This is a genomic window from Paraglaciecola polaris LMG 21857 (genome assembly GCF_000315055.1).
GTDB lineage: Bacteria > Pseudomonadota > Gammaproteobacteria > Enterobacterales > Alteromonadaceae > Paraglaciecola > Paraglaciecola polaris.
Genome location: NZ_BAER01000013.1, coordinates 1 through 25,449, shown reverse-complemented (window position 1 = coordinate 25,449; position 25,449 = coordinate 1). Strand labels below are relative to the sequence as shown.

The following is a 25,449-nucleotide window of genomic DNA, read 5'->3' as shown; positions in this document are numbered from 1 at the left end:
GTCGTTGCTGGTTAGGTCGCGAGAAGTTGGGACATATTGGTAGGCAAGTTAATGTGGAAGGGGTAAAGTATATGTTTTGCAAAAAAATACAATTCGAAGTGAACCTTCCAACTACATTAACTTGAGCTGCAACCAATATGCTTAGAAGTGACCATGAGTCAAACGCAAACCTAAAACAACAACGTTATGACCGTTTCATGCAAAAACAACAACAAATCAGCACAGCTAAACTTAAACGCCGTATTGGTCAAACCATACAAGTATTAATCGATGAAGTCGACGAAGAAGGCGCCATTGGTCGCAGCTTTGCCGATGCTCCTGAAATTGACGGTTTGGTGTATTTAAACGGTGATGTTGAACTCAAACCTGGCGATCTCATTACTGCGACAATTGAGCATTCTGATGAATACGATTTGTGGGCCGCTCGCGTGGCAGTTAACGACATGAGTGCCTAATTAATGGAATCGTCGATTTCTGATTTAGCCCAAGTCATTCAAATCGTCGTCGCGCCGGTCTTTATGTTGACCGGCATAGCGGGCTTTTTAAATGTTATGTCTGGCCGTTTAGGCCGTATCGTCGACAGAGCACGCATTATCGAAAGACGTGTCGCGATTTTGAAAAATCCTGAAAAATTAAAAATATCCCAGGTTGAATTGAAATATCTTTGGCGACGTATAAAAATCATTAATCGTTCAATCGGCATGTGCACCGCCTCAGCACTTTTTGTTTGCGCCGTGGTGTGCTGCTTGTTTATCGGTGAGTTCTTATTGATTAACCTTACCCAAAGTGTGGTTATTTTATTTGTTATCGCATTATTGCTGCTTATTGTTGCCCTCGTATCATTCTTAAAAGAAGTACAACTTGCTACCCGTACATTACAAATGGGTAAAGAGTTTGACGACGAATAAACCCAAGGGGCTCATAGCCCCTCGTCAATCAGCTAATTCATGAGGCGTTATGACTGAACAATTACAGCAAAAAGTGTGTATCGTCACCGGTGGTAGTTTTGGTATTGGCTCAGCGATTTGTCAGCTGTTTGCCAATAAAGGTTATCGGGTATTCAACTTAGATTTACATGCCCCGACGCCTATTCTGGGCGAGCAATCCTCTAATATCCAATGGTTACAATGTGACGTATCACAGATTAACCAAGTACAAAACGCCATGCAAAATGTCCTCGCCCTGAGCCCTAAAGTAGATTGCTTGATATCAAATGCCGGAGTACACCTGTCAGCGAATATTGAGCAAACCAGCGAAGCAGATCTCGATCGTATGTTCGCCATCAATGTCAAAGGTGCATACGGAGCCATACAAGGTGTGCTGCCCAGTATGGTCAAACATCAAGGGGGGTCGATTATCTTAATGGCATCGGATCAGGCACTTATCGCCAAACATAACTCCTTTGCCTACAACCTGACTAAGTCGGCCTTAGCATCCATGGCTAAAACCACCGCATTGGATTACGCCATGTACAATATTCGCGCTAACGCAGTGTGTCCAGGCACCATAGAAACTCCCCTATACCACACGGCTATCGACAAATATCTCGCCCAGTCTGGACGTGATGCACAAGAAGTTCATGCCGAAGAAGCCGCTTTACAGCCGCTCGGACGCTTAGGTCAGCCTGATGAAGTCGCCCAGCTATGTTATTTTTTAGCCAGTGAAAATGCCCAGTTTATTACCGGAAGTTTGCAGGTAATAGATGGCGGCTACACAGCCCAATAAGCAATAAATGGCCCCTAAAAATGGACATAATTGATCCCCACCTGCACCTTTTTAATCTTGATAATGGGCAATACGACTGGCTAAAGCCCCAGCACCTTCCAAGCTGGCCCGACAAAAACAAGATAAATCAAAATTTTGCTGAACACGATTTAAGACTTTCACCTGAACATACACTCGCCGGCTTTGTGCACATCGAAGCCGGGTTTGATAACGCACAACCTTGGCGCGAACTTGACTGGTTAGAGCAACATTGTACGTTGCCGTTTAAAAGTGTTGCGGGGGGGGGATTTATGCGCTAAAAATTTTCCAGCCGTACTGAGTAAACTACAAACCCATTCATCTTTAGTGGGAGTGCGTCACATACTCGATGATGACGCGCAAGGCCTATTAACCACGAAAAGGTTTCAACAACACCTGGCGTTACTTGCCAAGCACGGACTTAGCTTCGATGCACAATTTTCATTGCAAGATATCTCCGCCACTCAGGCTCTGTGCAAGGTTTTAGAAAACACACCTGAGCTGCGGATCATTATAAACCATGGCGGCTGGCCCCCCACTTCGAATACGAGTGCTGCGTGGCAAGTCTGGCAGCAAAACCTCACGTTATTGGCACAATATCCTCAAGTGGCGATTAAACTATCTGACTGGGAAATGCAAAACCGTACTTACTCGCGAAACGATATTCAAAGGGTACTGGTAACATGCCTGGAAACTATGGCACAAAGCCGGGTAATGCTGGCGAGTAACTTTCCGCTTAATACATTTAGCTGCTCTTACGCCGAATTATGGCGAACTTATACCGCACAGTTAGGCCTAAGTGACTCCACCAGTGAATTGTTAGTGCATAAAAACAGTGCATTTTGGTATCAATTTTAAACAATCACACCTGGCTATATCGCTCAGCAGGACACGTCAATTGCGCTGCCCCCACCAAAGCGTTTAGACTAACCCTAGATATCTAAAAAAGTGAGTAAATTTAAGTGAAAACACACACAAAGAACGTGTATACATTGTCCTTAATCCTACTCGTTGTCGGCTTATCCGGTTGCGCGAGCAATGAACCTAAGCCCATCGAAACCACAGATAAATTTAGTACCCAAATTGGACCTGAGGGAGAGACCCAATTCGCTTTTGCTTTATCATGGTTTAACTTACCCGAAGAAGAATCAACAAACCGAGGCGGCCGAGACGGTAGACACGATGGCTTGAGTAATCGCCCTGCTCGCCCTATTGGCTCCAATTTTAATCCCCAGCCAGACAACGAAACAAAACTAGCACTGGAAGACAAGGCCGTGCATAACCTTAAAAACACCCTAGAAAAACGGGATTTATGCCCCAATGGTTATAGCATCGATGACATTATTTGGGAGTCAAGACGTATCCGGTTAATGGGTGCGTGTAAGTCAGTGGCATCTCAATAGTAAATTTATCTAGCCTGTATCAATCGGCTCAATAGAATCTAAAAGGAATACACCATATGCAAAGCATTAAAACTCGTGCAGCGGTTGCTTGGGCAGCCGGAGAACCATTGTCCATCGAAGAAGTTGACTTAATGCCGCCGCAAAAAGGCGAGGTATTAGTTAAAATCATCGCCACCGGTGTATGCCATACCGATGCCTATACCTTATCGGGAGATGATCCAGAAGGCATATTCCCCGCTATTTTAGGTCACGAAGGCGCAGGCATAGTAGAAGCCATCGGCGAAGGTGTTACTTCTGTTGAAGTAGGCGATCACGTTATTCCGTTATACACCCCTGAGTGTGGTGAATGTAAATTCTGCTTATCGGGTAAAACCAATTTATGTCAGGCGATCCGTGCCACCCAAGGAAAAGGTTTGATGCCAGATGGCACCACGCGTTTCTCCAAAAATGGCAAACCTATTTATCATTATATGGGCACCTCAACATTCGCCGAACATACAGTAGTCGCGGAAATAGCGCTGGCAAAAATACCCAAAGAAGCTCCCCTTGAAAAAGTCTGCTTACTGGGCTGCGGCGTCACTACAGGTATGGGGGCAGTGACTAACACAGCTAAAGTACAAGAAGGCGACACGGTTGCCGTGTTTGGTTTAGGCGGCATTGGTTTATCTGTGTTAATCGGCGCCAAGATGGCGAAAGCCGGTCGTATCATTGCGATAGACGTAAATGAAGATAAATTCAAGATTGCCAAACAGCTAGGCGCCACCGACGTAGTTAACCCAAAAGATCATGACAAGTCAATTCAAGAAGTCATCGTCGATATGACCGATGGCGGCGTAGACTTCTCGTTCGAATGCATCGGCAATGTGAATGTCATGCGTTCTGCCTTAGAGTGTTGCCATAAAGGCTGGGGCGAATCCGTGATCATTGGTGTTGCTGGGTCCGGTCAAGAAATATCCACTCGTCCGTTTCAGTTAGTAACGGGCCGAGTATGGCGTGGTTCAGCATTTGGCGGGGTAAAAGGCCGTAGTCAGTTACCTGACTATGTGCAGCGTTACATGGACGGTGAATTTGAGTTAGATACCTTCATCACGCACACCATGCCACTTGAAGATATCAACACAGCATTCGATTTAATGCATGAAGGCAAATCAATCCGCTCCGTGGTGCATTATTAATGAATACTGCCACTAACCTGAACGAGCTGGCGGCTAACCGCTGTTTTGGCGGCTGGCAGAAACGTTTTAGCCACACTTCTAGTGTCTTAAACTGTGAAATGACGTTTAGTGTCTATGTACCCCCTGATGCCGCAAACGGAACAACCGTGCCCGTAGTTTATTGGCTAAGTGGTTTAACCTGCACTGACGAAAACTTTGTCAGCAAAGCAGGGGCACAGCGAATTGCCAGTGAACTGGGCATCATGCTGGTTATACCAGACACTAGCCCGCGAGGCGACGATGTACCAGATGCGGATGACGAAGCCTACGATCTTGGCTTAGGCGCAGGCTTTTACATTAACGCGACACAAGCACCTTGGGCTAAGCATTATCGTATGTACGATTACATAGTTGATGAGCTACCGAATGTGATCCAACAACATTTTAACGTGCATGACAAAGCCGCTATTGCTGGACACTCAATGGGGGGGCATGGCGCGTTAATGATTGCCCTGTCTAACGTCAAGCGTTTTAGTTCGGTATCGGCATTCTCCCCCATCGTTAATCCCATGGATTGCCCATGGGGCCAAAAAGCCTTTAGCCATTATTTAGGCGACGATAAAAGCGAATGGCAACAATACGATAGCTGCGAATTAATGCGTGAGCAGGGGAAATTTTTGCAGATCCCCATGCTTATTGATCAAGGTTTAGCAGATGACTTTTATACTACGCAAAAGTTGGCCAAACCTTTGGAGGACGTCGCCCTAGCAACAAGCTACCCGGCTGAATTCCGTTATCATGGAGGGTATGATCACAGTTACTTTTTCATCAGTAGTTTCATTGAAGACCATTTGCGTTTTCATGCCAAACACCTAGCCGAGTACGTTTAACTAAATCGTTCACTATTCTACACATAGAAAAAACGCCAAGTGGCTTAGGACACTTGGCGTTTTTTATTGCGTCATGACGGCGCATTAACAAGATACCTGTTAGCTATTATTTTGCTACGTGCGCATGAGCAGACGCACTAAATATACTGTTCAGTAACATGACATTCAAACCGTCTAAATACGCCCGAGTGGTTGGCTCTTGGGTGAAGCCAATGACCATTCCATTACCCCTAGGCTGATGTATCAAAAATGGTTTATACGCCAGCTGTTGCTTGTTTTCTTGCCACAAAAAGCCACTGGCTAAGACATTCTTCTCATCCGCAAACCAAGCCAGATTCTTACCGGATGCTAAACGGATAGGAGTGTAAATATCATTGCCGTACACCATAGCCACAACGTCAGGAGCCACACCTGCGGTCAACCAATGCTCTTGGTCGACTTCGACGTTGGCGAGAATACCGGCAACAAAATCAGGGCTTTCTTCCACATTTTCACTGTCTTTAACCAAGGCTTGGCGATTGGCGTACACTTTACCTGCAACCGTGGAAGATTCACTGTCAGGCTTGTCTTTGGCCTCTTCGACCTTTACCGCAAGCTCGCGTTTCACATCTAATAAAGCAATGTCTGCATCGGCGGCAAAACGTGTGGCGCTGCCAAGTGTAATAAGCACACCACCCGCTTCAACCCACTGCTTAATATTGTCAGCTCCTACTTTACCCAATCCGTCTTGGTAACGACCCGAAGGGAGAATAAGCACCTGATAATGGCGTAAATCAGCACTGACCAGTGTTGACGTGCGAATAGCGTTCACTGGGTAGCCAAATTGCTGCTCGATAACAAAACGAGTATTACCTGCGCTTAACGATGACGTTGGCTCATCCCAGGCCATGGCTATTTTGGGGGCGCTGATAACATAGGTATCATTGCTACCAAAACTCGGACCATCGGTGACCCAACTGGTGTTAACTCCATCCACTAACGCTCCGCTGTTAGCGGCTATTTCCTGCACCTTAGCCGCAATGTCACCTGAATTAGCCGCAATTTCGATAATAAGACTACCCGCAGGATACTGTGTTTTGCTGTCTAAGGTGAAAGCACGATCAGCCGTTTTTAAAACGACATCTTGTTGCAGTGCCTCAGTTAAAAAACGCCCTGCTGCCATGTCGCCCCAAGGTACAATAAAAGCGACATCAGCATCAGGATTAGTCACTTTACCCTTGAGTGTATCGCTCATGGTGACTAAACGATGTTTACCGGATGGGCTCTTGCCACAAGTGTCTACGTCAAGGTTAAACATTAAAGGCAATGACCAGCCAGTCACGTCGTATATCTGATCGCCTAGTTTACGTTCCCGGCGACGCTCTTGTTCGGTAATAAAGGATTTGTCCATATCCACTTGTTGTGTGAACGTCGTTTTTACGAAACGCCCTCTTGGTTGAGCGCTATCGATATAATAACTGCCTGGGGCGTAGTTTACTCCGCACAATTTGAGCTTGTCGGTTGTTTCATACACATCCACACCGTGCTCAGTCATCAGTTTGGCTAACTTAAAGTTGCCTGCTCGGTCGCGTTTATTAGGTAAAATAAACAGACGCTCTTTTTTGTCAGATTCACCCGCATCAATGGCATCTAGCTGATACTGATAATAATCTTTTAATAGTTTACTACGATTATTCGCTGTGGTTTCAATCGTAGACATAGAGGCAACAAAGTGACGTAACACCGTATCTTCGTAGCTTAAATTCTTACCGTCTAAGCGACGAAATACTTCGCCGCGAGAGGACGCCACTTCATAGGTAGATGCGGCCGCACCGTAGAATGTAGGCCAACTGTCGCCGTAACCAGGGTAAAAAGCGTCAAATATTTCTCGGGTAAAATAATCGAAGCCATTGGCATCAAAATGCTTGGCATTGTTGCGTCCGACCAAATTGATATTGTCAATTTGGTCTTGGCTCATATGAGGGTTAAATGGTTGAGCTGCTGGAGCAAAGTAGTAACTTTCGTCGCCACCCATTTCATGTAAATCAATGACCACTAACGGGCGGTATTTATTCATACTGGCAATACGGCCTTTGGTTTCAGGCTGAGTAATGGCTAACCAGTCGCGGTTCATATCAAACAAATAATGGTTTGCACGGCCACGGGGCCAAGGCTCGTTGTGCTCAGCGGTTAAACGGTCACTGCTGTGCACCATGCCAACGGTAGCATAATAGTTGGCGATAAAACGACTGCGACCATCTGGGTTTTGCAGGGGGTCGATAAATACAATACTGTTTTGCAGCGCATTTTTGACAATGGCATCATCGGTAGCGGCCAGTAAATGATATGCCGTCATCATGGCGGCATCAGTGCTACTGATTTCATTGCCATGCACGCTGTATTCTAACCAAACTGAAGCGGGCAAATCAGTCATAAGATTTTTAGCTTGGTTTTTATTGGTCACTCTGGGATCAGATAACGCCTGCATATCAGTGGAAAACTGGGCTAAATTAGCAATATTCTGCTCACTGCCAATCGCCGCAAAAATCAGCTTTCGCCCTTCCCATGTTTCACCGTACTCGAATATTTTAATCCGCTTGGGCGCAGCTTGTTGCAACGCTGCAAAAAAACGCAGCATATCACTGTGAGAGGTAATACGTTGCCCAGTCTTATAACCCAATACCGTTTGTATATCAGGGATCTTGTGGTCGTATTGTACGTCAGGCCATTTAGCTGGCGAGTTGTCCGTGCGGTTATCTGCCGCAAGCGTTAGCGCGCTAAAACACGCCAGCGCGCTGAATAACAGTGGTATAATAAAGTGTTTTACGTTCATTTTGTTCCCTGTTTTTTATCTACTTCTACGCGTCATTTTTATGACTTTTATAGTTCCGCCGTATCATACCCAAACTAACGAATGATCCTAAGTCAATCGGCGAAATAATCCCTAACTAAACTATTTTTACTGCAAATAAGCTGAGTTACGTCGCTGACGAACTGATTTTAAGGGAATTTATATGAGTAAGTCGCTTTGAACTCTAGGGTCAAAAATCGAGCGCTTTTCCTAAATGCTCAGATAGATTTCTAACGGTGCCCTTAAAACCAAGCAAATAAAAATCGCCTGCTCTTAAGCGACGCCAAGTCTTTCTTCCTAATTTCATCGCATTCAGCCGTGCCTTATCGTAAGCCAATTAAATCAGCAATAAACATCATATGTTTGACCTGTTAAAATGTTTGATTCTGTTAAATTACACGCCATTAACAACTGAGTACCATTTGCACAACGCGTAAATGGTCTGAATACATAAGGATCCTATAATGATTTTAGCCAGCCACTACCGTTTATTGCCGTTAAGTATTGCCGTTGCAGCGGCGCTGTTAAGTACCAGCAGTTTTGCCCAACAAGACGAGCAAACCGAAGTGATTCAAGTGCGTGGAATAAGAAGCAGTCTTAGCGAAGCCATGGCTCTAAAGAAAACGGCCCCCTCAATTCAAGACAGCATAGTGGCTGAGGATATAGGTAAGTTTCCCGACCAAAACGTAGCTGAGTCATTGCAGCGTATTACTGGCGTGATGATTTCCCGTAACAACGGTGAAGGGTCAAAAATTTCAGTACGCGGTATGGGGCCACAATTTAATGCAGTAAAAGTAAATAATCGTACGATTGCCACCACAGATCGAGGTCGTGAATTTGATTTTCAATCCTTGCCGTCTGAATTAATTTCTGGCGCAGATGTTATCAAAGCTTCTCGCGCCAATATTGCAGAGGGCAGTTTAGGCGCCTATGTCAATATCAGTACTGCCCGCCCCCTTAATAGCACCGGCTTTCATGCGGCTACATCGGCAAATATCAGCTACAACGATTTAGCCGAAGATTATGGCAATAAAGTGTCGGCGATTGTGAGTAACACCTTTGCTGATGATGAATTTGGTGTGTTATTTGGGTTTTCTCGCCAAACAAGCACCAACCGCATTGATGCAGCGGGCACCACACACTGGGGATCGTTCCAAGCAGACAACGATACCTGGATCACCGGACCAACCACTGACGTCAATGGCCAAGCGGTTACGCAAGGCACCATTTGGTATCCTGGACGCGGCACCTTCACCCTAGACACTGAAGAGCGCGAGCGCACCAGTGCCAACCTAACATTTCAGTGGCAACCGAATGATGACACGATACATACCTTCGATGTGCTCTACACTGACTTGAGCCGTCAAGCGGGCAGCAATGGTATTCAAGTACCATTACAAGGTTCTGGTTGGAACGATGTAGTGGTATCGGAAAACTATACCTTGCTTGAAGGAGCGCGCAATCAAAAGCCCATCGATATTTTGATGCAAGAACGTGGTCAAGAATCAGACACCTTAGCCCTAGGCTTAAACAGTCAGTTTTATCGCGGTAGTTGGAAATTTGCCACTGACTTCGCTTATTCTAAATCAACTGCAACGCCGAAAGCCAATACCCTGGTTGCCCATGCAATCAATCCTAATTACGACGACACATTAGGCATTTACGATCCCAACTATATCGACGGACAGATCAAAGGGTTAACCGCCCAAGACTACTTAAATATTGATAACTATGGCGATATTATGTCGATCGACACATCCGTTGAATACGAGGATCCAGCCGCCATCCGCACCCATTGGAATGATATTCAACACAAAGAGCTCGAAGATGAGATATTCGAAGCCAAACTCGATGCTAGCTATACCCTCGACTCAGGTATGTTGACGTCAATTGACATGGGCGCGGCCTATTCGGATCGAGAGAAGTCCCAAGCTGTGTATAAAATTAATCACGGTTGTTACAACACCGAATTATGGGTTCAACCAGACATTACCACAGCACAAGAGCAATACGACTTTGACAATACCCTTCTACCGTATAATACCTGTGGTCAACATATAGATTTAGACGACAGTTTATTCCGGGTTAATAGCGGTAACTTTTTGGCCAATGAAAGCGGTGATTTTCCCCGCAACTTCGTCTTACTCAACGATTTTAACGCGTATAAACAAGCCATCGCAGACATCCGTCAGGAGCCAAACTGGACACAAGAGTACCTAGCTCCGGCAGAATCCGTGGCAAACACCGAAGAAACCATGGCGCTGTATTCTCAATTGAATCTAGAAACCGACTTTGACGATATTAGCGTTACCGGCAACGTAGGGCTGCGCTACGTGAAAACCAAAACGTCATCGACCGGCCATCGTAAATTCCGCGATTCAATTAACGATGTATACGAGCAAAACGAAGGGGTAATTGTTGAGATTCAGTACACCGACCCTGAAGCCTTAACGGTAGACAAGGACTATTCCCACTTATTACCTAGCGCGAACGTTAACATTGATTTAGCCAATGGCTTCTTTATAAAAGGAGCAGCAGCAAAGGTGATTACCCGACCAGCCCTGGAAGATACCGGAGTGAACAGTACCTATCCACTTAGAATACGCGCTGACCAATACAATACCAAAAGTGGTAACCCGTATTTAGAACCCTATGAAGCGACCCAGTATGATTTATCATTAGAATATTACGCTGATAACGGCAACGCTTATTCCGCGGGTTTATTTTACAAAGACATTGGCACCTTTATTTCGCAAAAAACCGTGCAAAAAGACACAGGTTACGTCGCGGTAAATCAAAATTGGGGCACCTTCTATGAATATTCAGAAGAGCAAGCCAATCGCAGTGGCGGTAAAGTCAGCGGCATCGAAGTTGCCGCATTGCATTACTTCGATTACCTACCCAGTTGGTTAAGCGGTTTTGGTGTGCAAGCAAACTATACCTTCACCGACAGCAAAGATGATGAAGCCGCCAAGGACGAAATAGCCCGTGAAAATGTTCTTTCAGCAGGCAGCGGCTTAGAAGGATTCTCAGAAAATGCTTACAACATTATTGGCTTTTACGACAAAGACGGTTTCCAGGCACGATTGGCGTATAACTGGCGTGACAGTTATCTGAAATATCGTTCAGGTCCGGTGATTGGCAGCAATGGTTTACCACAACACGTGCAAGATTATGGTCAGTTTGATTTCAGTACTTCTTATGACATTAACGAGATGTTCACCCTAAGCGCTGAGGCAATCAATTTAACCAATGAAAAAATTGTCGAATATGCAGATGTGCGTGAACGAGTAACCTTAGTGCAGTATTCAGGACGTCGCTTTCAAGTGGGAATAAAAGCGAAATTCTAACCCTTTGTGCCCGATGAGCCCCAGCGTCCACTCAACCTGGGGCTTATCATTCTTATTCAGACATGCCCCTATTTTATTAAGTCAAACATGTCTGTGTTTTCATGCCTTCTACCCTACACTGGGGATAAAATGCTATTAAGTATTCGATTTAGCTAACAAATCATAAAATGCCATCGTGACGCCATTGGTCCAACCAAATCCGTGCTGCACCTCATATTCGCCACCGTCAGCCAGGCTATCCAGAGATTGAACGTTATATTTCTCCATGATATTACCGCTTGCCGCAAAGTGCCCCTGCACGGTTTTTAACCAGCGCTGCATAATGTCATCGCCGTCCTGTATATAATCATAATTGCGTAATCCGACAACGGCGAACCACTGCAACGGCGCCCACCCGTTTGGCGAGTCCCATTGCTGACCACTGGTATTAAGCGTCGTGACTAAGCCCCCATCCCGTAAAAATGTAGACATGAGCGAGTGCTTCACACATTTGGCTTGTTGTTCGCTTGCGATATTAACATACAAGGGCAACGCCCCCGCTAGGGAGCGCACAGGTAAAGGTTGTTGTTGTTCAAATTGATAATCAAAATAATAGTTTTGCTCAGCAGACCAAAAATAACGGTTTATCGCCTCTTTGCGTCGATTAGCAAGGGCAACGAACTGTGCCCCTTGAACATCTTGACCTAACAGTTTGTGATACTTACCCAAGGTCACTTCTAAGCGATACAGCAAGCAGTTTAAATCCACAGGGACAATTTTTGTCGTTTGAATGGATGACAACGTGCGTTCATCTGCCAACCAGCGAGAGCTAAAATCCCAACCGGATTCACAGGCTGCGCGAATATTACGATAAAACTCCGGACGCTGGGGCGCTGAAAATTCGGCCGCTAATTCGACATCTTCTAAATAAGACTCACTGCGCGGCGTAGCCAAGTCATCCCAATAACGGTTTAACACCGCACCACAAGGCATGCTTACTGTTCGATAACATGCTTCTCCTGGGCCGTTTAGCTGGTCTTGCCCGCGCATCCAGAAACGGTATTCTTGCTCCATGCCAGTGAGGCAGCGCTGCATGAAATCATGGTCAACCGAGTCGCTGTTTTCCATGCACAAGTCAACCATCATAGCCAATACAGGGGGTTGAGAGCGGGAATAATAATAGCTGCGATTACCGTTTGGTATGCAACCAAGCGTGTCTTGTAAGTCGATAAAATTCAGTACCATGGATTCAATCAGACGGGTGTGCGAGGATAGTTTAAGCCCCAACGCGGTAAAATAGCTGTCCCAGTAATATATCTCGCGAAAACGACCGCCGGGAATAATATACGGGTGATGTAACGCCATCAATGTACTGTTGCTTTGATTGTTATCCGGTGCGCGGGTCAATTTCGGCCACAGGCTTTGAATATACTCAGCCAATGAGGCCGGACTACCACTGGCATTTAACACGATTTCTTGTGGCAAGGTAAAATGGGCGCCAACAAACTCGCTAAGTGAAAAAGCAACTTGATTTTTGTCTTTTTCGTACAGGGTTACCAGCTCTAACCAACTGCTGTTAGGCTTGGCATCGCATATGGTTTTACTGTCGTTAAATAACCCTTCAAGTTGAATTCGTTTAAATAATTCCGTTTCGAAAAAGGCAATGCTCTCGTGGTGAAATGAACTGGAGTGACGCATTCGATTAGGCTCCTTGAAGACAATTTTTATTCGGCCCTGCCGATAACTTTTTAAACAAATACAAACTGATAATGATCATCACTATGGGGATAAGCGACATATAAAACGCGTGCTGGCCACCGAATGTCTCGAAGATAGTACCGGTTAAAATGGAGCCAAATGTACCACCCAAAGCCGAGAAAATAACGATAAGACCGGTCATTTTCGCATGCTGCTGATTTGGTAATGCACTGAGCATGACTGAATTAATCAAAGGGTAAATGGGCGCCATAAATAACCCGATAGCAGGTAACAGATACGCGGCAAGTGGTGCGTCGAATATACCGCTGACCACCCCGTGCGGGAGGTTTTCAGTCATAGGTAAAGTCAAAATAATGGTTAGAAACATCATGACTAAACAGCCATTAACAAATATATACCAAGGCACAAATCTTAAAATGACGCCTGCTAACAAACGGCCAATGGCAATCATTGCGGCAAAAATACTGGTGATTTGAATACTAATATCCACCGGTAGACCTAGCACTTCACGATTAAAGGTCGGTAGCCATGAGCCTATGCCTTGTTCAACCAGTACATAGAGAAAAATCGATATAACAAAAATCAATACTAAGGGCTGGTAGGTTAACTTGAGCATATCGGTAAATTCGCTCAACGCCCCGGCTTCATGTGGCACAAACGGTTCCCGCTCAATCGGTGCAAAGTAGACAAACACTGCCGCCAATACGATTAAACCACCCAATAAATAATACACATTCAACCACTCAATCGAGGCTGGATTATCCGCATTAATGAAGCCGCTGAACACCCAATAGCCTGAGAGCACGCCAACCATAAAAATCCCCTCTACCGTGTTCATCAGCGATGAATGACTTTTAGTATCAACGCTTAACTGACCGATAAGGGAATAGACAGATATTTTAACCAAAGCGAACGCCGTGCCTATGGTGGCAAAAAGGATCTTTATAAAGAAGAATTCGGCAAAAAGAGGGGTCAAAAGGCACACCACAGCAACCATCGCTAGCCCGAGACATAACGCCACTTGATAACCAATACGGGGAATAAACGAGGCCACAAAAAATGATACAAAAGCGATGGAAAGATCCTTAAAGCCTTCTAAGGTACTCGCATCGGTTTTTGATACATCAAAACTGGTGATCGATTGCAATATCACCGTGCCCACACTGTTAAGCAAAACAGCAAACACAAAATAACACAGTGAGATAGCAACAATGGTGAGCATTCGATTCATAGTTTAGGTCTACGCTGGAGTGATTATCCTAAAGTGTAAAGCGTAAGTTAAAAAAATGCAAACGATTGCATTACTGATAAAAGCAGTACCTATGTAGCGCAATTTATACCTTGTGTTTCGTCGATTGTCGCGTCACAAGTTCTATATCCACCACAGATGAGTTAACTTCTTGGCCGTCGAATTGCGCAATGAGCTTGTCTACCATGATCTGGGAGGCACTTTGGGTATTTTGTTTAATCGTTGTTAATGAAGGGTAAGACAACTCAGCCATCAAAATGTCATCAAAACCGACCACGCCCACATCACTTGGAATACCGACATAACGTTCTTTCAATGCCCGCATAGCCCCTAATGCCACCATGTCGCTACAGGCCACTATACCGTCAAAAAATAACCCTCGGCTTAAAATCAACTCACTGACTTTTTCATAGGCGGCGCGGCTCGTAATGTCGATGGCGACCGTAAAGGTAGGGTCAAATATCACGGCATTTTTTTCTAACGCGTCTTGATAACCGAGATAGCGTCCGGTCATTTCCATGTGTTCAGGATCACCCAAAAATAAGATATTTTTGCATCCGCCTTGCAGCAAGTGCTCGGTTGCAAGCTCTCCGCCAAGTCGGTTATTACTGCCCACAATAGGGTAACTTGACTCACGTAGCGGATCGCCCCACACCACCATAGGCACAGCCGTTGCTGCCACTTCTTGCACTTTTTCGTCGCTCTTGCCCTGCCCTACGACGATCAATCCGTCGGCTCGCTGACTATTGATAAAATAGTTAGCCCAATTATCCGTGGCCATAAACGAATTAGACAACAATAAATCATAGCCTTTACTGTTTAGGGCTTGATTCAAGTCGGCGACAATTTTTAACAAAAACGGATCACCGATGCTTTGTTCTGTGTGATCGATTAAATTAAGGATCACCGCCACAACCTTGGTCTTTTGTGTACGCAAACGACTGGCCGCAGTATTAATGCTGAAGTTATGTTGCTCGGCTAATACTTGTATGCGCACCCGAGTTTCTTTCTTGATCAGCGGATTATCACTCAGGGCGCGTGACACAGTAGACGTAGACACTCCGGCCAGTTTCGCTAAATCGTTCAAGGTTAATTTTTTATTGCTTTTCAATCGATTACCTAAGCTAAATTGTGCGCTACACGCGCAAGCCTTCTTTTACCAAAAGGCAAAACTACGCACTATCAATAACATCTGTTAGCCCTAGTGTAATCGTTTTTCTATAAGACTACACCTTCCCCCTGAGCCAAATAAAAACAAATTTCTAATTAAATCAATTGATTCCATACGAAAATGCAAACGATTGCAAAATACCAATTGCAAACGATTGCATTTTTACATATCGTTTACAACACATTAAGAAACAGATGGCTATGCACATGAATTTAACAACACATAAACAACACTCTCTTGCGTTAGGCGTTGCACTGGCATTGATGGTGCCTAGTGCAGTGTTTGCACAACAAAAAGCCGAGCAGCAAAAACAAGACGAAAATAATTTTATCGAGCAAATCGTAGTAACAGGTAGCGCCAGTGGTACTGCGGTGCGTAAAGTCGAAGCCAGTTACGCCACAACACTTATCAGCGCAGCCGACATTAAAAAGCTCGCTCCCAAGAGCACCGCTGATTTATTCAAAGCCATACCTGGTGTGTGGGCAGAAAGCTCTGGTGGTGTGGCGGGAGCTAACGTATTTGTACGTGGATTTCCGGGTGGCGGCGATGCGCCATTTTTGACCTTACAAGTTCAAGGTGTGCCGATTTTCCCGCCTTCTACTTTGTCATTTTTAGAAAACTCATCCTTGTTTCGTATTGACGAAACCATCGAAATTGTTGATGCCTTACGTGGTGGCCCGGCGTCGGTGGTATCCAGCGGACAACCTGGACTAACCACTAACTTCTTACTCAAAGAAGGGTCTGATGAAACCGAAGGCTCAATCAAATATTCAACCTCAGATTACGACTTACAACGTATAGATGCAGTGGTCTCAGGCAAACTAGCCGAAGATCTTTACTTTATGTTTGGTGGCTATGTACAGCAAAGCCCAGGGATCCGTGATGCGGGTTTTAACTCTGAAAAAGGCAATCAGTTCACCCTAAACATCACTAAAATTTTAGACAATGGTAAAATTAACTTCTTTACCCGCAGCACAGATGATCACGGTGCATGGTACTTACCCACGCCTTTGGTTGATGGGGTTGATAATAACTACACACAATTAGGCACCTTAAATCGACAAGCGACCATCCAATATGGCCCTGATGGTACTTCTGAGTCGGTAGATTTTGGTGAAGGACGCGGCTGGAAAGGAACTGTTACTGGCGGTAGCGTCAACTTAGAATTTGCTGAAGGTTGGACATTCGTTGACCGCTTCGCTCATCTTTCAGGTGATGCAGATACCTTGGGCTTAGTGCCAAATGGCAATCCGGCTTTGCTATCAAGCGTGGCAGACAACGGTGTGTCAGCAATCGGTGCCGTGACAGGTGACGTATATGACGGTGACACACTCGTTCAACAAGTTGGCCGTTGGGTAGTGCGTAAAGACATAGAGTCATTCACCAATGATGTGGCAATCACCAAGCAAACAGATAAATTCAAAGCGTCTTTGGGGTTATATGTAGCGAACTTCTCATCCAATGATTGGTGGAGCATAGGTAACCAGTCGTATCATGTTATTCGCCCTGGCGGAGAAAACCTAACAGGTATCGCGTGTAATGACAGCCAAGACAGCTGTGACTGGAACTACGACATAAACGCCACTGGCGATGGCACCACAAAAGCCATTTACGCGGCATTCGAATATAAGTTAACTGATACGGTCACCGCAGACGTGGGCGTGCGCGATGAGAACCACACCATTGATTATACTGTAGATGAAGGCTTAGACGGCGTTATCACCAAAGCCGTGCAATATGACGAGTCAGATGTGGCGTTTACCGCTGGGATTAACTGGCAAATACAGCCTGAGCAAGGTGTATTTTTACGCTACAGCGAAGGCAGTAAAATGCCCTACTTCGATGACTTGCGTGAAAGCTTCGATAGTTTCTCTGCTGGCGACGATTTGATCATTGACGTAACGCAATTAGAATTGGGTTACAAATTAGCCAAATCCAATTACACCCTATACGCCACGGGTTTTTATAACGAAGTAGAAGGCGATCGTTTTCAAACCGTCCCGGGCGCACCGGTGCAAACGCTGACCAACGAAGCCTATGGTGTTGAAATAGACGCTAACTACTTTGCTGACAACGGTTTTTCTCTTTCGTTAAATTCGACCATTCAAGAAACAGAAATAACCGCCAGCCCCACCAATAAAGGTAATGAAGCCCAGCGTCAACCAGGTTGGCAAGTGCGCTTAACGCCCAGCTACGATTTTGAATTCAAAGACTTCTTTGCCACCCTATACGGCACTTTTTCTATGGTAGATGACAGATTCGCCAACAATGAAAACACCGTGGTATTAGATGGGTATGAAAAATTCGACATTGGGTTGATATTACAAGGTGACTCAGGATTAACCTTCGAGTTGGCGGTGCAAAACCTCACCGATGAAGACGCTTTAACCGAAGGCGACCCACGCAGTCCAAGTGCGCCCAATGGCCGTTATATTTTACCTAGAACTGCCACCTTTAGTGTGAGCTATGCATTTTAAAGGGGTTTGATTGAGTGACAAAAGCGCGTTATGCCCAAAGCATCACGCGCTTTTTTGTATCTCCACGTTAACGCTTAGATACCATCGAGGGCAGCAATCACACGCTGTACATCGTCAACATTGGTAGCCCAGTTGCTTAAGGCGGCACGAATGATAGGTTCCCCCTGCCATGCGCCTGGGGTCAGAAATACCTGACCCGATGCATTCAATTTGGCCATACACTGTGCACTGGTAAGGTTAAGTACGGCAGCATTCGGTTTGAACAACACCACGTTTAGCTCGCAGGGCTTTAGCAATTCATACTTATCGGATTTGTCTAACCAGTTAGCGAGCTGCCGTGCATGGAGCATGTTTGCCTTAATGTTGTCGGTCACCCCTTGTTTACCATACGCCAATAAGGTCGCCCAAACCGGAAATGCACGAAAGCGACGGGAATTTTCAATGCCCAAAGACATATACGACAAAGTATTTTCCGGACTGGCCAAATACGCAGCACTCACCTCACAACACTGGGTTAATAAGTCCATATGCTGGGTTAAAAACACGCCACAATCATAAGGCACATTAAGCCATTTATGGCAATCTAACGTAATACTATCAGCCCGTTCGATACCACGGGTTTTGCCGTCTTTACCGTTTATTAAACGTTCGAATATGCCAAAAGCAGCATCAACGTGCAGCCAAGCATGATATTTTTGACACAAAGTGGCGATAGCCTCAATGTCATCAAAATCAGTGCCAGTCACTGTCGCGGCGCTGGCAATAACAATTTTACTGGCAGCTTTGCATTCAGCAAGGGCAACCTCTAAGGCGTTAATATCCATCGACTCATTATTCGGATTGCACGCTATTTTTTGCCAGCCATTTTGACCAAACCCAGCAAAACCCAAACTTTTCACCATGCTTGCATGGGGCGTCGCGCTGAATATGCCAACGTCTAAATCGGCCATACCCGCTTGGGTAATATCGATATTCTGTGCATGTCCTGCGTACTGCCTTGCAGTAAAGGCAACCAAGACATTTGCCGCAGTGGCGCCGGTGGTAAAAATACCGTTAAACGTATGGGGCAAGGCAAACAGCTCGCATAACCAACCGAGGGTTTGACGTTCAATATCAGAAGCAATGGAGTCGCCCCCTTTTGACACATTTTGATTAAAGGTCGTGACGAGCCAATCTGCATAGGTCGCAACTGGATTTGCCCCTCCGGTGACGAATCCCCAATAGCGGCCTCCATTACTGGCCGATAAGTTTGGTCGCACCTGCTCAGTAATAAGCGTATTTAGTGCCTCGAATGACACGCCCACATCTGGTAGCTCTGCTACCACTGGGCCAGTGAAAACACTGGCAACAGGTTGCTCAGTTAAATTTTGATGAAACGCCTTAAACTGTTCACCCAAGGCGGTAAGTATGATGTCGTTGCTGCGCTTACAATATTGCATAGTGTTCTCCTGTTTATCGTCATTTGATTAGTTTATGCTTTACATAATTAGATAACAGATACAGTTTTTACGTATTTATTATAAATTTTAGATAACAGAAAAATATGACCGCAAAATACATTCAAATCGCGACGCAGTTGATAGGGCAAATCGAACAACAGCTAATAGACAGTGGTGCAAAAATGCCATCGTTACGAAGCTTCTGCCAACTCCACAATATCAGTATGACCACCGCACTGGCGTGTTATCGCTATTTGGAAAAACGTGACTACCTAACACCAGAGTATAAAAAAGGTTACTACGTACAACGCCCTTTGCCCCAAGAAGGCTCTGGGATAAAAAGGCATACCTTTCCTGTTTTTAAAAGTGCCGTTTGCAACATAGACAAACGCCCAGAACAACGTCCCGTTGCTGACAGTGACTACTCATTGGCCACAGCCCAATTAGATGCAAAACTGATTGACCGAGACGCACTGGCTCGATGTCTAAAAGCAGCCACTAAACAAGCTGATTTTAATCTATTGTATGATGAAATAAACGGCAGCTTAGCGCTGCGAAAACAACTCTCAGGTCATTTCACCCAACAAGGTTTTGCCGTCAACGCAGATGAACTGGTCATTACGAATGGCTGTTTAGATGCCGTATTAATTGCCCTGGAAACGGTTAGCCAATCAGGCGATGTGATTGCGGTTAGCTCCCCATGTTATTCCGGCTTACTGGATATTTTAACCACCCTTGGCCGCGCCGTGATTGAAATTCCCAGCACTGAGCATGGTATGGATCTCATGCAGCTTGAAAATGCCTTAAAAAACACAGGCGTTAAAGCGTGTCTGTTTACCGCTAATCATCAAAATCCCACTGGGCATAGCCTTTCCCATCAGCAAAAAAAGGCTATTGCTGGGATGGGCGCAAAATACCACGTGCCTATCATTGAAGACGATGTATTTAGAGAGTTAAGCCACCAGCGTACTGTGCCCCTGCCCATAAAGCATTATGACCAAGATGGATGGGTCATGTGGTGTGCTAGCGTTTCGAAAACCCTCGCCCCTGGGTTACGTATCGGTTGGTGCTTGCCTGGGCGCTTTACGGATAAATTTATTCAACAACGCATGGTTAGAACCTTAGGAGTAAATCAACCTATTCAACTCGCGCTGGCGCAATATATTGCAAAAGGATATTACACAAGGCACCTGCATAAGGTGAACCGTGCGCTGCGTGTTATCAGTACCCAATACATTTCCTTTTTGCAAACGCATTTACCACCACAGGCTCACGTTTTCCCGCCTAGCGGAGGACTGGTTTTATGGCTCAAACTGCCAAAGGTGAACACCCAAAAATTGGCCGTAACACTTGCCCAACAAAATGTTTATGTCAAAGCAGGAAATATGTTTTCAACCACAACGCTGTACCAGGATTGCTTGCGCATAAACATGGGCAATATTCCCAATCAATCGATTTATACCCAGTTAGGTTTATTGTGTGAATTGGTTTGCGAGCAAGAAACTATCGATGATGCAGGGCCAATAGACACAGATACATATCTGCGCTAATTCTGCACACTTGATGACTAAGCAGCGAATGGAAATTACGTTATCATTCCCTGTCGTAAAATAAGACCAACAACCGAACTTATGTTTACGCTAGCGTGCCCTTGGGTTCACTATTTCACCTCTTCGAGACCAAACCAACTCGTTTTATCACAAGGTAATGTATGACAAGCCGTCACTTATTAAATTCTAGGAATATACCCTTCACACGCTCTGGCAAAAACATATGTGCTAGAGCAGGTAAAATGGCATTCGTCGCACTGAGCGCGCCATTATTGTTATCCGCTTGCGGCAGTGAAACAACCACCACAGAAGCACCATATTCAGCGCAAGTCGCCAACGCGTCACAAGTGGATATAAACTTATTTAGCTTGAACGCCTTGGCCAAGCAACCAGAAATTGTTGACTGCACACTAGAAAATGGCGATGACGCCCAGTGTGCAAAACTGGTGTTGAAGTATCTGCCTGATGACATGCAAATAGGCCCGTTTTGCCCCAAAACCTTAGACGATAAAGGCGGCATATGGGACTGGGATGGCACCAAGGCAGGTCTATACCGATTAGATAAAGTATTTTTAAGCATGTTAAATGAACAAGGCTATACCTTTTACGATGACGACGGCACAGTGCACATCGTTGATAACGCCACCTCAAAGCCCACAGTCGATCATGCCTGCATTCAAGTATCAGAAGATCGAGACGTTAAGATCACCCTACTCATACCCACCACGCCGGTCATGGCACAAAAAACAACGCGTTTAGGCGTGGTATCAAAAGTGGGCATTGCCCTCGCGGGTGTACCAATATTTTCTGATGCCCCCAGTGTAAAACAAACCGGTCACTTACCCGCCCTTGATACCTGCGCAGGTCACGTTGACCCAGGCGGCTGGTACCATTATCACGGCACCTCAAGTGATATTGATACTGTGTATGCACATGCACACGTGGATACCAGCTGTACTAACTTGCCCCAAGATCCAGCGGCACTATTTGGCTATGCCTTTGATGGCGTGCCGATATACGGCAGCGTCGATGCAAATAACTTGATGCCCACTGACTTAGATGAATGTAATGGTCACACAGGCACAATTAGCGAAAGCGGTATCAGTGCATATCACTATCATTCAAGCAATGAGTTCCCTAACTTACCCAAGTGCCTTAAAGGCGTGGTGGCTAAAAATAACTTTTCGACCACTGCCCAAGCAGGTGTGGGTGCCCACCCACCAGCGGGGACTAAAATCACTCGCAACGAACCACCCGGAGGCCGCGGTGAGCGCCCAAGCAATATGGTTCCTCCAGGCTTTGAACAAGCCGCGGAAAAACTGGGGGTTTCACAACAGAAATTGATGCAAGTCATGCGAGATGCTGGCGGCCCAGAAGCGGATCTGGCGGTCGTTGCCGATAAACTAAAGGTCAGTGAAGCTGCATTAAAGTCTGCCCTACCCCGGCGCCCAGAACAATAACGGCCATGGAATCAAGCATAGCCTTTTAACTATGCTTGATGCCAAATAAATCCTGTCACGGCTATTTACTCGAAGCGCTATGCACATGCACTGTAAGCCGACGTCGCCCGTCGCACGCCGTTTCAATAATAGCAAGCAAGCTCTGCCCCAGCATACCCAGCGATTTCGACAAAAGCACACCTCCTTAATCCCAACCGATTATATACAAAAACTAAATTCTGTTTACCTAATACCCCCATTTATTTAGACTGCAAGGTGTAATAAATTAGCGTCCTAGCCAAGGTAAAAGCGATTACCTAGCAACCTATTTGGAGTTAATTTAAATGATGTCACTTAATCCCTTACAAAGCGCACGCGCCTTAACATTACCTTCGCGAGAAGCAATGCTTTACCGCGAGCCGTCCGTAGAGCAGTTTTGGAACACAAATCAAGACTTACTCAGTCATGCGTGGCAAGAATGGGAAGTGGACCAGAAAGACGACCTACTTCCCCTCGACAGCTCGTTACTGGATAAAGATTTACGCAACGCCGTAACACAGGCATGGCAAGACCCAACAAAAGAACTAGCAGTGCAAGATTTGTTGCAAGAAGTCGCATCTGACGTTTTCCGGTTTCAATTTTTCGATCCTAAGCGTCTTGCTGACTTGCGTGATTACCTTGAAAGCGTATGGGATGCACAGATCCCCCTGCGTCCGCCCTATGGAATAGTGCTAAACCGCCGCGGAGCCATGCTCGACAGCCGCTCAGAAGGATATCTGGCGGCCCCTAGCTTTCAAACGTTTTATCGTCAAATGATTGATATGTATATGCGTCCCATAGCCCGTATGCTGTTTCCAGAAATAATAGGCTACGACGATCAAGCGTTTGGCTTTTCTATCCATTATCGACCAAACACAGACAATTCGATTCGTCCGCACACAGATGCCTCGGCAGTCACGCTTAACATTAATTTGAACCCGCCAGATGCGCTATTTACCGGCTCAACTGTGGACTTTTATGACTCAGAAACAGGCAAAATGAAAGGGATAACATTCACGCCTGGCAGCGCTATATTGCACCGGGGCAAGGTGGTACACGCGGCCCAGCCAATAACCAGTGGCGAGCGCACCAACTTTGTACTCTGGTTGTTTGGCGAGCAAGGTAGATTGCCGTCTCAAGGAGCCCAGCCTATTCCTGTCGACGCGAATGAACGCTGGACCTTACCCACAACAGCACCTGACGACTATGCCCCGTTCTAGTGGCAAATTTATTGTTTTAATCATGAGGGAATAAGTGTGAATACGGTATTCAATGGGTTAAGGGAAATATCAAGATGGGATGGTAAAAGGCGTCGCGGCTATTTGGGTTGAATAAACGAACAAAAAAGGCTGCCATCGGCAGCCTGTTCAACAATAAATTCGCTAAACTTTTCTTCTGCCCATCACCAGTGAAATCACCAGTAAAACGAGAAATACAAAGAAAATAATCTTAGCAATACCGGCTGCAGAGCCTGCAATGCCGCCGAAACCTAGCACTGCTGCAACCAGTGCGATAACGAGAAAAATAACAGCCCAACGTAACATACACATTCCTTATCATGATTTATGGACTTTAAGTAATGCTTCAACTGTGCCAAATGGCCTATGTTTAAAGAAACACGATACCCGACGCGGCTTAACCGCTCATGTCTTCACCTTAATTGAATGTCTGGTGGTGCCAGCATTATGAATAAATTTATTACCCAGTTGTAATATTTTCACGATATCGAGTAATCAAATTGTCTAGATTTTTAGAAGTGTAAGTGAAGGGTTGATTGCATTTTCTGGAGAGTAATATCGCTAAAGATAGATCAAAAAAGCGCCTGAAAAGAGACTTCCCCGTATTTTGGGATCATCTCCGTCAGGCGCTTCATAAAGGCTATTTAAACTAAATATTAGTTACTATTGTAGAAGTCGTCTACCTCTCGCTCCGCCTCTTCCTTGGACTTGCCGTACTTCTCTTGAATTTTTCCAACCAGTTCAGTGCGGCTACCTTTCATTTTATCCACATCATCGTCAGTTAAATCACCCCATTTCTGCTGAGCTTTACCTTTTAACTGTTTCCAATTTCCTTCAACTTGATCTTGATTCATGAGCATCTCCTTCATGGCGAAAATTGTCTGAACACCCGCTGTGTGCAGACGTACTTCAAAGGTTAAAAAGCAAGCAACGTGCCACTGGAGTCAAAATAGGTAAACACGCTTTACCGAGCAAAACGGTAGGTCAGTATGTCCATCTGCCGTTCACTGCCATTATTTGTGTTTGCCAACACAGTCGTAATGTCGTGGCATCAGGTTGAGAAGTGAGTTATGTGGTGGTCTTTGGAGCAATGACTATAGGTGGATCAAAATCGACACTTGGTCTTTCTTTGGCAACTTATTGACCACTAACATGTATGAGTTGTAGATCATGCGCTTAATCTCACCTTGCGGTAAGCTGCCATCCAGTTTCACCGTGTTCCAATGTTGCTTGTTCATGTGATAGCCAGGTATGACGGCACTGAATACGTCACGCAGCATAATTGCTTCTTGTGGGTCACATTTGAGATTTATCCAGTATTCATGCGCGGCATTACTATCTCTTGCTGGTGTGTTAACGTCTTTTTCCTGCTTATTGCTTTTATCCTTTTTCCCTAAAGCGAGCGTCGCATACATTTTTCCTTTAACTTTAAACACGGCTACATCGGGCCCGAACGGAAAGTCCTCCGCGGTTTCTGGAAAGTCTAAAAGCCACTGGCGAGCGTCAGCGTGCACTTGACTAAGATCTTGATGATTAGGGTGAATGTTCATATTCAATTAAGTACAATGTAGGCAGAATAACGGTCTTTTACTATAAACCTTATTTTAGATATTGACCTATAACAAAGCCCATAAGCTTTCGTATTTCCCCACCTTTTTACCTTTTGTGTATAGAGCTTTTTACCTAGTCTTTGCAAGATTATTGCTGCTTACCTTGTCTCTACCAATACAAAATAACAATTCTTCCAAAAAGGACTCTAAAAGATGTTCAGTAATAAAT

Annotated in this window: 20 protein-coding genes and 1 pseudogene; 13 read left to right on the top strand and 8 right to left on the bottom strand. The window is 45.3% G+C overall.

Annotated elements, in window-relative coordinates:
* Positions 1–167: 167 nt before the first annotated feature.
* The 8 genes and pseudogenes from GPLA_RS01010 to fghA form a co-directional block, all read left to right on the top strand.
* Positions 168–455 (top strand): annotated as a pseudogene (locus GPLA_RS01010) (30S ribosomal protein S12 methylthiotransferase); the annotation flags it as partial.
* A gap of 3 nt (positions 456–458) precedes the next feature.
* Entirely contained in the window at positions 459–908 is a 450-nt protein-coding gene (locus tag GPLA_RS01005; protein ID WP_007102928.1) for a DUF2721 domain-containing protein, read from the top strand.
* Positions 909–957: 49 nt separating this feature from the next.
* Positions 958–1,725, top strand: coding sequence for an SDR family NAD(P)-dependent oxidoreductase (locus GPLA_RS01000; protein WP_007102927.1), 768 nt, complete (start codon positions 958–960; stop codon positions 1,723–1,725).
* Between the two features lie 20 nt (positions 1,726–1,745).
* Positions 1,746–2,024 (top strand): hypothetical protein, encoded by a 279-nt coding sequence (locus GPLA_RS23800; RefSeq protein ID WP_226993024.1) that lies wholly within the window; start codon positions 1,746–1,748, stop codon positions 2,022–2,024.
* A gap of 52 nt (positions 2,025–2,076) precedes the next feature.
* A complete protein-coding gene (locus GPLA_RS00995; protein WP_264370802.1) occupies positions 2,077–2,601 on the top strand; it encodes an amidohydrolase family protein in 525 nt (174 codons plus the stop codon).
* Positions 2,602–2,705: 104 nt separating this feature from the next.
* Positions 2,706–3,146, top strand: coding sequence for a hypothetical protein (locus tag GPLA_RS00990; protein WP_226993022.1), 441 nt, complete (start codon positions 2,706–2,708; stop codon positions 3,144–3,146).
* A gap of 56 nt (positions 3,147–3,202) precedes the next feature.
* The gene (locus GPLA_RS00985; RefSeq protein WP_007102925.1) at positions 3,203–4,321 is read left to right on the top strand and encodes an S-(hydroxymethyl)glutathione dehydrogenase/class III alcohol dehydrogenase; all 1,119 of its coding nucleotides are present in this window, start codon (positions 3,203–3,205) and stop codon (positions 4,319–4,321) included.
* A complete protein-coding gene (fghA, locus tag GPLA_RS00980; RefSeq protein WP_007102924.1) occupies positions 4,321–5,190 on the top strand; it encodes an S-formylglutathione hydrolase in 870 nt (289 codons plus the stop codon). Before GPLA_RS00985 ends, fghA begins: the two co-directional genes overlap by 1 nt.
* 106 nt (positions 5,191–5,296) lie before the next feature.
* On the opposite strand, the gene GPLA_RS00975 is transcribed toward fghA, so the two are convergent.
* Complete coding sequence (locus tag GPLA_RS00975) at positions 5,297–8,002, bottom strand: M14 metallopeptidase family protein (protein ID WP_007102923.1); 2,706 nt, start codon at positions 8,000–8,002, stop codon at positions 5,297–5,299.
* Between the two features lie 482 nt (positions 8,003–8,484).
* Between GPLA_RS00975 and GPLA_RS00970 the strand changes: the two genes are divergently transcribed.
* Positions 8,485–11,370, top strand: a complete 2,886-nt coding sequence (locus GPLA_RS00970) for a TonB-dependent receptor (RefSeq protein ID WP_007102921.1) — start codon at positions 8,485–8,487, stop codon at positions 11,368–11,370.
* Positions 11,371–11,505: 135 nt separating this feature from the next.
* On the opposite strand, the gene treF is transcribed toward GPLA_RS00970, so the two are convergent.
* The 3 genes from treF to GPLA_RS00955 form a co-directional block, all read right to left on the bottom strand.
* A complete protein-coding gene (treF, locus tag GPLA_RS00965; protein ID WP_007102920.1) occupies positions 11,506–13,047 on the bottom strand; it encodes an alpha,alpha-trehalase TreF in 1,542 nt (513 codons plus the stop codon).
* A 4-nt stretch (positions 13,048–13,051) separates the two neighbouring features.
* Positions 13,052–14,299, bottom strand: coding sequence for an MFS transporter (locus GPLA_RS00960; protein WP_193362929.1), 1,248 nt, complete (start codon positions 14,297–14,299; stop codon positions 13,052–13,054).
* Positions 14,300–14,402: 103 nt separating this feature from the next.
* Positions 14,403–15,428 carry a LacI family DNA-binding transcriptional regulator gene (locus GPLA_RS00955; protein ID WP_007102918.1) on the bottom strand — a complete coding sequence of 342 codons (1,026 nt, stop codon included), beginning with the start codon at positions 15,426–15,428 and terminating at the stop codon, positions 14,403–14,405.
* Between the two features lie 260 nt (positions 15,429–15,688).
* Here GPLA_RS00955 and GPLA_RS00950 point away from each other — a divergent pair, with 260 nt between their 5' ends.
* Positions 15,689–17,965 (top strand): TonB-dependent receptor, encoded by a 2,277-nt coding sequence (locus GPLA_RS00950; RefSeq protein ID WP_040513706.1) that lies wholly within the window; start codon positions 15,689–15,691, stop codon positions 17,963–17,965.
* 74 nt (positions 17,966–18,039) lie between these two features.
* Here GPLA_RS00950 and GPLA_RS00945 read toward each other — a convergent pair whose 3' ends face one another.
* Positions 18,040–19,404: a pyridoxal phosphate-dependent decarboxylase family protein gene (locus tag GPLA_RS00945; RefSeq protein ID WP_007102916.1), complete on the bottom strand. Its 1,365-nt coding sequence runs from the start codon at positions 19,402–19,404 to the stop codon at positions 18,040–18,042.
* A gap of 104 nt (positions 19,405–19,508) precedes the next feature.
* Here GPLA_RS00945 and GPLA_RS00940 point away from each other — a divergent pair, with 104 nt between their 5' ends.
* The 3 genes from GPLA_RS00940 to GPLA_RS00930 all read left to right on the top strand — a co-directional run bounded on the left by GPLA_RS00940 (position 19,509) and on the right by GPLA_RS00930 (position 23,652).
* Positions 19,509–20,954, top strand: coding sequence for an aminotransferase-like domain-containing protein (locus GPLA_RS00940; RefSeq protein ID WP_007102915.1), 1,446 nt, complete (start codon positions 19,509–19,511; stop codon positions 20,952–20,954).
* Between the two features lie 161 nt (positions 20,955–21,115).
* Entirely contained in the window at positions 21,116–22,414 is a 1,299-nt protein-coding gene (locus tag GPLA_RS00935) for a YHYH protein (protein WP_040513696.1), read from the top strand.
* 326 nt (positions 22,415–22,740) lie between these two features.
* Positions 22,741–23,652, top strand: a complete 912-nt coding sequence (locus GPLA_RS00930; protein ID WP_040513700.1) for a 2OG-Fe(II) oxygenase family protein — start codon at positions 22,741–22,743, stop codon at positions 23,650–23,652.
* 162 nt (positions 23,653–23,814) lie between these two features.
* Here the strand turns inward: GPLA_RS00930 and GPLA_RS23020 are convergent, their stop codons facing one another.
* The 3 genes from GPLA_RS23020 to GPLA_RS00915 form a co-directional block, all read right to left on the bottom strand.
* Positions 23,815–23,976 carry a DUF1328 domain-containing protein gene (locus tag GPLA_RS23020; RefSeq protein ID WP_007102912.1) on the bottom strand — a complete coding sequence of 54 codons (162 nt, stop codon included), beginning with the start codon at positions 23,974–23,976 and terminating at the stop codon, positions 23,815–23,817.
* 350 nt (positions 23,977–24,326) lie between these two features.
* Positions 24,327–24,524: a CsbD family protein gene (locus GPLA_RS00920; RefSeq protein WP_007102911.1), complete on the bottom strand. Its 198-nt coding sequence runs from the start codon at positions 24,522–24,524 to the stop codon at positions 24,327–24,329.
* 240 nt (positions 24,525–24,764) lie between these two features.
* Positions 24,765–25,220: an MmcQ/YjbR family DNA-binding protein gene (locus GPLA_RS00915; protein WP_007102909.1), complete on the bottom strand. Its 456-nt coding sequence runs from the start codon at positions 25,218–25,220 to the stop codon at positions 24,765–24,767.
* Positions 25,221–25,449 lie beyond the last annotated feature (229 nt).